The organism is Burkholderia sp. Ac-20392, assembly GCF_017104585.1.
GTDB lineage: Bacteria > Pseudomonadota > Gammaproteobacteria > Burkholderiales > Burkholderiaceae > Burkholderia > Burkholderia lata.
In genome coordinates, this window is the sequence record NZ_JAAGPB010000429.1 from 1 (window position 1) to 7259 (window position 7259).

5 protein-coding genes and 1 pseudogene are annotated in these 7259 nt (G+C 65.4%); 1 reads left to right on the top strand and 5 read right to left on the bottom strand.

Going from position 1 to position 7259, the window contains the following annotated elements:
- Both G3N99_RS31120 and argS read right to left on the bottom strand, forming a co-directional pair.
- Positions 1 to 148, bottom strand: a pseudogene (locus tag G3N99_RS31120) (cell division protein); the annotation flags it as partial.
- Between the two features lie 94 nt (positions 149 to 242).
- Complete coding sequence (gene argS / locus G3N99_RS31125; RefSeq protein WP_174937706.1) at positions 243 to 2024, bottom strand: arginine--tRNA ligase; 1782 nt, start codon at positions 2022 to 2024, stop codon at positions 243 to 245.
- Positions 2025 to 2224: 200 nt separating this feature from the next.
- Here argS and G3N99_RS31130 point away from each other — a divergent pair, with 200 nt between their 5' ends.
- Positions 2225 to 2548 carry a DUF1840 domain-containing protein gene (locus G3N99_RS31130; RefSeq protein ID WP_011353361.1) on the top strand — a complete coding sequence of 108 codons (324 nt, stop codon included), beginning with the start codon at positions 2225 to 2227 and terminating at the stop codon, positions 2546 to 2548.
- Positions 2549 to 2663: 115 nt separating this feature from the next.
- Here the strand turns inward: G3N99_RS31130 and metH are convergent, their stop codons facing one another.
- From metH to G3N99_RS31145, 3 genes are all read right to left on the bottom strand, one after another.
- Entirely contained in the window at positions 2664 to 5381 is a 2718-nt protein-coding gene (metH, locus tag G3N99_RS31135) for a methionine synthase (protein ID WP_174988768.1), read from the bottom strand.
- A gap of 42 nt (positions 5382 to 5423) precedes the next feature.
- Positions 5424 to 6491, bottom strand: coding sequence for a homocysteine S-methyltransferase family protein (locus tag G3N99_RS31140; RefSeq protein WP_041492970.1), 1068 nt, complete (start codon positions 6489 to 6491; stop codon positions 5424 to 5426).
- Positions 6492 to 6692: 201 nt separating this feature from the next.
- On the bottom strand, positions 6693 to 6950 hold the full coding sequence (locus tag G3N99_RS31145) for a DUF3567 domain-containing protein (RefSeq protein ID WP_006477667.1): 258 nt from the start codon (positions 6948 to 6950) through the stop codon (positions 6693 to 6695).
- Positions 6951 to 7259 lie beyond the last annotated feature (309 nt).

The following is a 7259-nucleotide window of genomic DNA, read 5'->3' on the forward strand; positions in this document are numbered from 1 at the left end:
GAAAAAAAAAAGAACGCGTGATGTAGAGCGCCACCACCACGGCGATCGCGAGGCCGACGATCAGGCCCAGCACGATTCCAAGAAATGTCCCTCCGGCTTGTTTCGATTGCTTCGAAGTTCGGCGTGGTTGTGCCATTGCTTGAGTCACCTGCAAAAAGAATCGTGAAAAGGCTGCGGTGGGCACCCGAGGGCGGGCGCTCCAGCCGCAGCCATTCGCTGCCCGGTTCGGGCCGCTTGCTGCCTTACATCTTGGCGGGCGCGGACACGCCGAGCACCGCCAGACCATTCTCGAGCACCTGCCGGGTCGCGGCGAGGAGCGCGGCGCGCGCATTGCGCGGCGCTTCGTCGTCGACCAGCACGCGCTCCGCATTGTAGAACGAGTGGAATTCGCCAGCGAGGTCGCGCAGGTAGAACGCGACTGCGTGCGGTGCCAGCTCGTTGGCTGCGTGCGTGAGCATGTCCGGATACTCGGCCAGCTTCTGCATCAGCGCCGCCGCTTGCGCGCTCGTCAGCTGCGACAGGTCGGCGCCCGGCAACTGCGCGACGTCGACGTTGTAGCGCGATTTCAGCTCATTGAGCACCGAGCAGATCCGCGCATGCGCGTACTGGACGTAATAGACCGGGTTTTCGTCGTTCTGTTTCAGCGCGAGGTCGATGTCGAACACGAACTCGGTATCGGCCTTGCGCGAGATCAGGAAGAACCGCACCGCGTCGCGGCCGCGCGTGATGGTCGCTTCGTCGATCAGGTCGGGCGCCGCTTCCTGGCCCGCCGCCGCGCCACCCGACCATTCGATCAGGTCGCGCACCGTCACGTAGCTGCCCGCGCGCTTCGAGATCTTCACTTCCTGGCCGTCGCGCATCACGGTGACCATCTTGTGCAGCACGTAGTCGGGGTAGCCCTTCGGGATCCCGATGTGCAGGCCCTGCAGGCCGGCGCGCACGCGCGCGATCGTGCCGTGGTGGTCCGAACCCTGGATGTTGATCACCTTGGTGAAGCCGCGCTCCCACTTCGTCACGTGGTACGCGACGTCCGGCACGAAGTACGTGTACGTGCCGTCCGACTTGCGCATCACGCGATCCTTGTCGTCGCCTTCGTCGGTCGTACGCAGCCACAGCGCGCCGTCCTGCTCGTAGGTCATGCCGGCCTTGATCAGCGCGTCGACCGTCTTCTCGACCCGGCCTTCGCTGTACAGCGACGACTCGAGGTAGTACTGGTCGAACTTCACGCCGAACGCCTGAAGATCCATGTCCTGCTCGCGACGCAGGTACGTGACCGCGAACTTGCGGATCGCGTCGAGATCCTCGACGTCGCCCGTGCCCTTGACCGGCTCGCCGTCCGACGCGGCGACCGTTTCGCCGCTCAGGAAGTCGCGTGCGATGTCGGCGATGTATTCGCCGTTGTACGCGGCTTCCGGCCAGCCCGCGTCGCCCGGCTTCAGGCCGCGTGCGCGCGCCTGCGTCGAGATCGCGAGGTTGCCGATCTGCACGCCTGCGTCGTTGTAGTAGAACTCGCGGTGCACCGCGTAGCCCTGGCTCGCGATCACGTTCGCGAGCACGTCGCCGAGCGCGGCCTGGCGGCCGTGGCCGACGTGCAGCGGGCCGGTCGGGTTCGCCGACACGAATTCGAGCAGCACCTGCTTGCCTTTCTCGCGATCCGACGTGCCGAACGCGCGGCCCTGGTCGAACACGGCGGCGATCACCGCCTGCTTCGCAGCGGCCGACAGGCGCAGGTTGATGAAGCCGGGGCCGGCGATTTCGGCGGCTTCAACGAGGCCTTGCGCGCCCGGCTGGGCGGTGAGGGCGGCGACGATCTGCTCGGCGAGCTGGCGCGGGTTCGTGCCGAGCGGCTTCGCGAGCTGCATCGCGACGTTGCACGCGACGTCGCCGTGCGCGGCGACCTTCGGGCGCTCCAGCGTGATGACGGGGGCGACGGATGCGGCGTCGGCGCCTTTCAGCGCGTGTGCGACCTGCTTGACGCTATCCGCGAGCAGGGCTTCGAGGGTCTGTTTGTGTGCTGGCAGCATGCTGGTAGAAGGCTTCGTTGGTGGCGGCCGGAAACGCCGGCCCGCCGGCGCGCTTTTTAAGCGCGCGTTTCAGGGATCGCAGAATTTTAACAGGTGCTAATATGCCGCTCAGGCGGCCCGCGTCCGCGAGGCCGGACGCCGGTCTGCCGGCGTTCCCCAACCGCGCCGCGCAGGCACAACAAGATGAAAAGGGAATTGTCATGATTACGTTCAAGAGCAAGGCGGCACAGGATCTCGACGTGCTGAAGGATTTCGCCGTGTATGTGCTGGGTCTCGTCGGCAAGCAGCTGGGCGAGCGCGGTGTGATTACGCACGATGAGCTGGACCACGCGATCGCCAAGCTGGAAGGCGCAGTTGCACAGGCGAAGCAGGAACGCGCCGAGCACGCCGGCCATTTCCACGAAGACGAAGCCGACCACGCGCACCACGAAGTGCCGCCGAGCCTGGCACAGCGCGTCGCCCCCTTCCTCACGATGCTGCGCGAAGCGAAAGCCGGCGAAGCTGACGTGCACTGGGGCTTCTGAGCCTGCTTGCCCGGCCGGTCCGAAAGGATCGAAAGGCAGAAAAAAGCCCGCTTTCGAGCGGGCTTTTTATTTTGTCTGACGATAGCGGGCGACGGCGTGGCCGTCGAAAGGCCGATCAGAGCTGCGGCGCAAGCGCGCGGCGCGCGTCGTCGAGCGACAGCGCCATGCGCTGCGCATAATCCTCGAGCTGATCCTGCCCGATTTTGCCGACCGAGAAATACGTGCTGTCCGGATGCGCGAGATAGAACCCCGACACGCTCGCGGCCGGCAGCATCGCCAGCGAATCGGTCACGCTCATGCCGATCTCGTCCGCGCGCAGCACGTCGAACATGTCGCGCTTCACGAGGTGGTCGGGGCAGGCCGGGTAGCCGGGCGCCGGGCGGATGCCTGCGTACTTTTCGGCGATCAGCGCATCGTTGTCGAGCGTTTCGCCGCTCGCGTAGCCCCACAGCTCGCGCCGCACGCGTGCGTGCATCGCTTCCGCGAAGGCTTCCGCGAAGCGGTCGGCGAGCGCCTTCAGCATGATCGCGCTGTAGTCGTCGTGGTCGGCTTCGAACTGCTTTTCCTTCACGTCGACGCCGAGGCCGGCCGTCACCGCGAACATGCCGATGTAGTCGGCGACGCCCGATTCCTTCGGCGCGATGAAGTCGGCGAGCGAGCGGTTCGGCCGCATCACGCCGTCGACCACCGGGCGCACGCTTTGCTGGCGCAGGTTGCGCCACGTGAGCAGCACTTCCGAGCGCGACTCGTCGCTGTAGATCTCGATGTCGTCGCCGTTGACGGTATTCGCCGGCAGCAGCGAGATCACGCCGCTCGCGGTCAGCCAGCGGCCCTGGATCAGGCGCGCGAGCATCGATTTCGCGTCGGAGAACACGCGTCGCGCCGATTCGCCGACGATCTCGTCGTTCAGGATCGCCGGGTACGGGCCCGCGAGATCCCAGGTCTGGAAGAACGGGCCCCAGTCGATGTATTGCGCGAGCTCGTTCAGGTCGTAGTTCTTGAACACGCGGCGGCCGATGAACTTCGGCTTCACCGGCTGGTAGCCCGCCCAGTCGACCTTGGTCTTGTTCGCGCGCGCTTCGGCGAGCGTGACCATCGGCTGCGCCTTGCGGTTCGCGTGCTGGTCGCGGATGCGTTCGTAGTCGGACTTCAGCTCGTCGAGGTACTTCGCCGCGCCTTCGTCGGACAGCAGGCTGGAGGCGACCGACACCGAGCGCGACGCGTCCGGCACGTAGACCACCGGGCCTTCGTAGTGCGGCGCGATCTTCACGGCCGTGTGCACGCGCGAGGTCGTCGCGCCGCCGATCAGCAGGGGGATCTTCTTCACGCGGAAGTAGTCGTCGCGCTGCATTTCCGACGCGACGTACGCCATTTCCTCGAGGCTCGGCGTGATGAGGCCCGACAGCCCGATGATGTCCGCGCCCTCGACCTTCGCCTTCGCGAGGATCTCGTTGCACGGGACCATCACGCCCATGTTGACGACTTCGAAGTTGTTGCACTGGAGCACGACCGACACGATGTTCTTGCCGATGTCGTGCACGTCGCCCTTCACGGTCGCGATGACGATCTTGCCTTTCGCGCGCACGTCGCCGCCCGCTTCCGCGAGCAGGCGCTTTTCTTCCTCGATGAACGGGATCAGGTGCGCGACGGCCTGCTTCATCACGCGCGCCGATTTCACGACCTGCGGCAGGAACATCTTGCCCTGGCCGAACAGGTCGCCGACGATGTTCATTCCGTCCATCAACGGCCCTTCGATCACGTTGATCGGGCGGCCGCCGGCCGCGTCGATCTTCGCGCGCACCTCTTCGGTATCTTCGACGATGAAGTTCGTGATGCCGTGCACCAGCGCATGCGAGAGCCGCTTCTCGACCGGCTGGTTGCGCCACTCGAGGTTCTCTTCCTTTTTCGCGCCCCCTGCCTTGAACTTGTCGGCGATCTCGAGCAGGCGGTCGGTCGAATCGTCGCGGCGGTTCAGGATCACGTCCTCGACGCGCTCGCGCAGCTCGGCGTCGAGATCGGCGTACACGCCGAGCTGGCCCGCATTGACGATGCCCATGTCCATCCCCGCCTGGATCGCGTGGTACAGGAACACGGTGTGGATCGCCTCGCGCACCGGGTCGTTGCCGCGGAACGAGAACGACACGTTCGACACGCCGCCGCTGATCTTCGCGTGCGGCAGGTTCTGCTTGATCCAGCGGGTCGCCTCGATGAAGTCGACCGCGTAGTTGTTGTGCTCCTCGATGCCGGTCGCGACCGCGAAGATGTTCGGGTCGAAGATGATGTCTTCCGGCGGGAAGCCGACTTCGTTCACGAGGAAGTTGTACGAGCGCGTGCAGATCTCGATCTTGCGCTCGTAGGTATCGGCCTGGCCGGTTTCGTCGAACGCCATCACGACGGCTGCCGCGCCGTAGCGGCGGATCAGGTGCGCATGGTGGCGGAACGCGTCCTCGCCTTCCTTCAGCGAGATCGAGTTCACGATCGCCTTGCCCTGCACGCACTTCAGGCCCGCCTCGATCACTTCCCACTTCGACGAGTCGATCATGATCGGCACGCGCGCGATGTCCGGCTCCGACGCGATCAGATTCAGGAAGCGCACCATCGCCGCCTTCGAATCGAGCATCGCCTCGTCCATGTTGATGTCGATCACCTGCGCGCCGTTCTCGACCTGCTGGCGTGCGACCGCGAGCGCCTCGTCGAACTGGCCGTTGAGGATCATGCGTGCGAACGCCTTCGAGCCGGTGACGTTGGTGCGCTCACCGACGTTGATGAAGAGCGTCCCGGGCGTGACGTTGAACGGCTCGAGGCCGGCAAGGCGCATCATGTGATCGGTCATGGCGGTGCGAATTCTGGTGATGAAGGACGTGGGGCGGTCGGGTCAGGCGTTGTCGCTGTACTGGTTCGGCCAGCGGCGCGGCTTCACGTCGGCGAGCGCCTTCGCGATCTCGGCGATGTGTTCGGGCGTCGTGCCGCAGCAGCCGCCCGCGAGGTTCACGAGCCCGGCTTGCGCGAATTCCTTCAGGAGGCCCGACGTGACGTCCGGCGTCTCGTCGAAGCCCGTCTCGGCCATCGGGTTCGGCAGGCCCGCGTTCGGGTAGCACGACACGTACGTGTCGCACAGCTTCGCGAGCTCGGCGATGTACGGGCGCATCAGCGCCGCGCCGAGCGCGCAGTTCAGGCCGAACGTGAGCGGCTTCGCATGGCGCAGCGAATTCCAGAACGCTTCGACCGTCTGGCCCGACAGGATCCGGCCCGACGCATCGGTGACGGTACCCGAGATCATGATCGGCAGGCGCTCGCCGGTGTCCTCGAACAGCTCGTCGAGCGCGAACAGCGCGGCCTTCGCGTTCAGCGTGTCGAAGATGGTCTCGACGAGGAACAGGTCGACGCCGCCGTCGAGCAGCGCCTTCGCCTGCTGGTAGTACGACGCGCGCAGTTCGTCGAACGTGACGTTGCGTGCGCCCGGGTCGTTGACGTCCGGCGAGATGCTGGCCGTCTTCGGCGTCGGCCCGATCGCGCCCGCGACGAAGCGCGGTTTTTCCGGCGTCGCGTATTTCTCGGCCGCTTCGCGCGCGAGCTTCGCCGATTCGATGTTCATCTCGACGACGAGATCTTCCATCTCGTAGTCGGATTGCGCGACGGTCGTCGCGCCGAACGTGTTGGTCTCGACGATGTCGGCGCCGGCCGCGAAGTACTGGTCGTGGATCTCGCGGATGATCTGCGGCTGCGTGATCGACAGCAGCTCGTTGTTGCCCTTGATGTCGCGCGGGAAATCCTTGAAGCGCTCGCCGCGATACGCGGCTTCGTCGAGCTTGTAGCGCTGGATCATCGTGCCCATCGCGCCGTCGAGGATCAGGATGCGCGACTTGAGCAGCGCAGGCAGTGCGGCGCCGCGCGTGTAGGGCGCGTCGAGCGGGACGGAAGCGGCGAGAGGAGTCGCAGACATGGGCGAGAGACCGGCGAAGACGGGAAAAGCGTCATTGTAGCCGGTGCGCATGGGCGCCGCCCGGCCTTGCGCCGCGCCGGCCGGGCCGCCAAATGAAAACCCCCGCCGGCGAACCGGACGGGGGCATGATCGGAGTGCTCGCGGCGCCGCGTCGATGCGCGGCGAATGGCCCGGCCGCACGAGGCGCCGGGCCGCGGGTCGTCAGTGCAGTACGACGGGCATCATCATCAGGCTGTCGAATTGTCCGAGGAATTCGTCCACTTCGTCGAGCGACGGCTCATCCTCGATCAACTGCTTCACGTGCGCGCGGAATCGTTCGGCAAGTTCGCCGTCGATGAAGATTTCGCGCTGCGCGTTCTTGTCGACGATTTCATATCCGCCGGCATTCATCAGGTGGTGGCCGGCCTGCGGCGCGAATTCGACGACGCAGTAGTTGGGGCTGTTGTAGATCATTTGCATGGCGGCACTCCTCTTCGCAGTGGCATCTGGCCTTGTTGTCCCCTAGGTGGGGCGAGCCTTGCCGGTTTCAAGGGGCTTGCGCTGCACACCCCGTTCCCGTCTGCATGGGGTGTATCGGTTAGAAGCCGATGTCTATGAAACGTTTCCCATTGTCTGCCGGTGGACTGAAATAGTTGTTAAAGAGTGTCATCGGCCATTTCACGGAAATCTGTAATCGGTCGAAATTGCCGAATCGTGCGCATGCGCGCGTGAGTTCACTGTGTGACAGGCGATGTGACAGGCGAAGTCGCGGGCGGTGCAGCCGGTTGT

Coding starts and splice junctions, on each gene's coding strand:
- G3N99_RS31130 (WP_011353361.1), top strand. CDS start 2,225: ATGATTACGTTCAAGAGCAAGGCGGCACAGGATCTCGACGTGCTGAAG.
- G3N99_RS31140 (WP_041492970.1), bottom strand. CDS start 6,491: ATGTCTGCGACTCCTCTCGCCGCTTCCGTCCCGCTCGACGCGCCCTAC.
- argS (WP_174937706.1), bottom strand. CDS start 2,024: ATGCTGCCAGCACACAAACAGACCCTCGAAGCCCTGCTCGCGGATAGC.
- metH (WP_174988768.1), bottom strand. CDS start 5,381: ATGACCGATCACATGATGCGCCTTGCCGGCCTCGAGCCGTTCAACGTC.
- G3N99_RS31145 (WP_006477667.1), bottom strand. CDS start 6,950: ATGCAAATGATCTACAACAGCCCCAACTACTGCGTCGTCGAATTCGCG.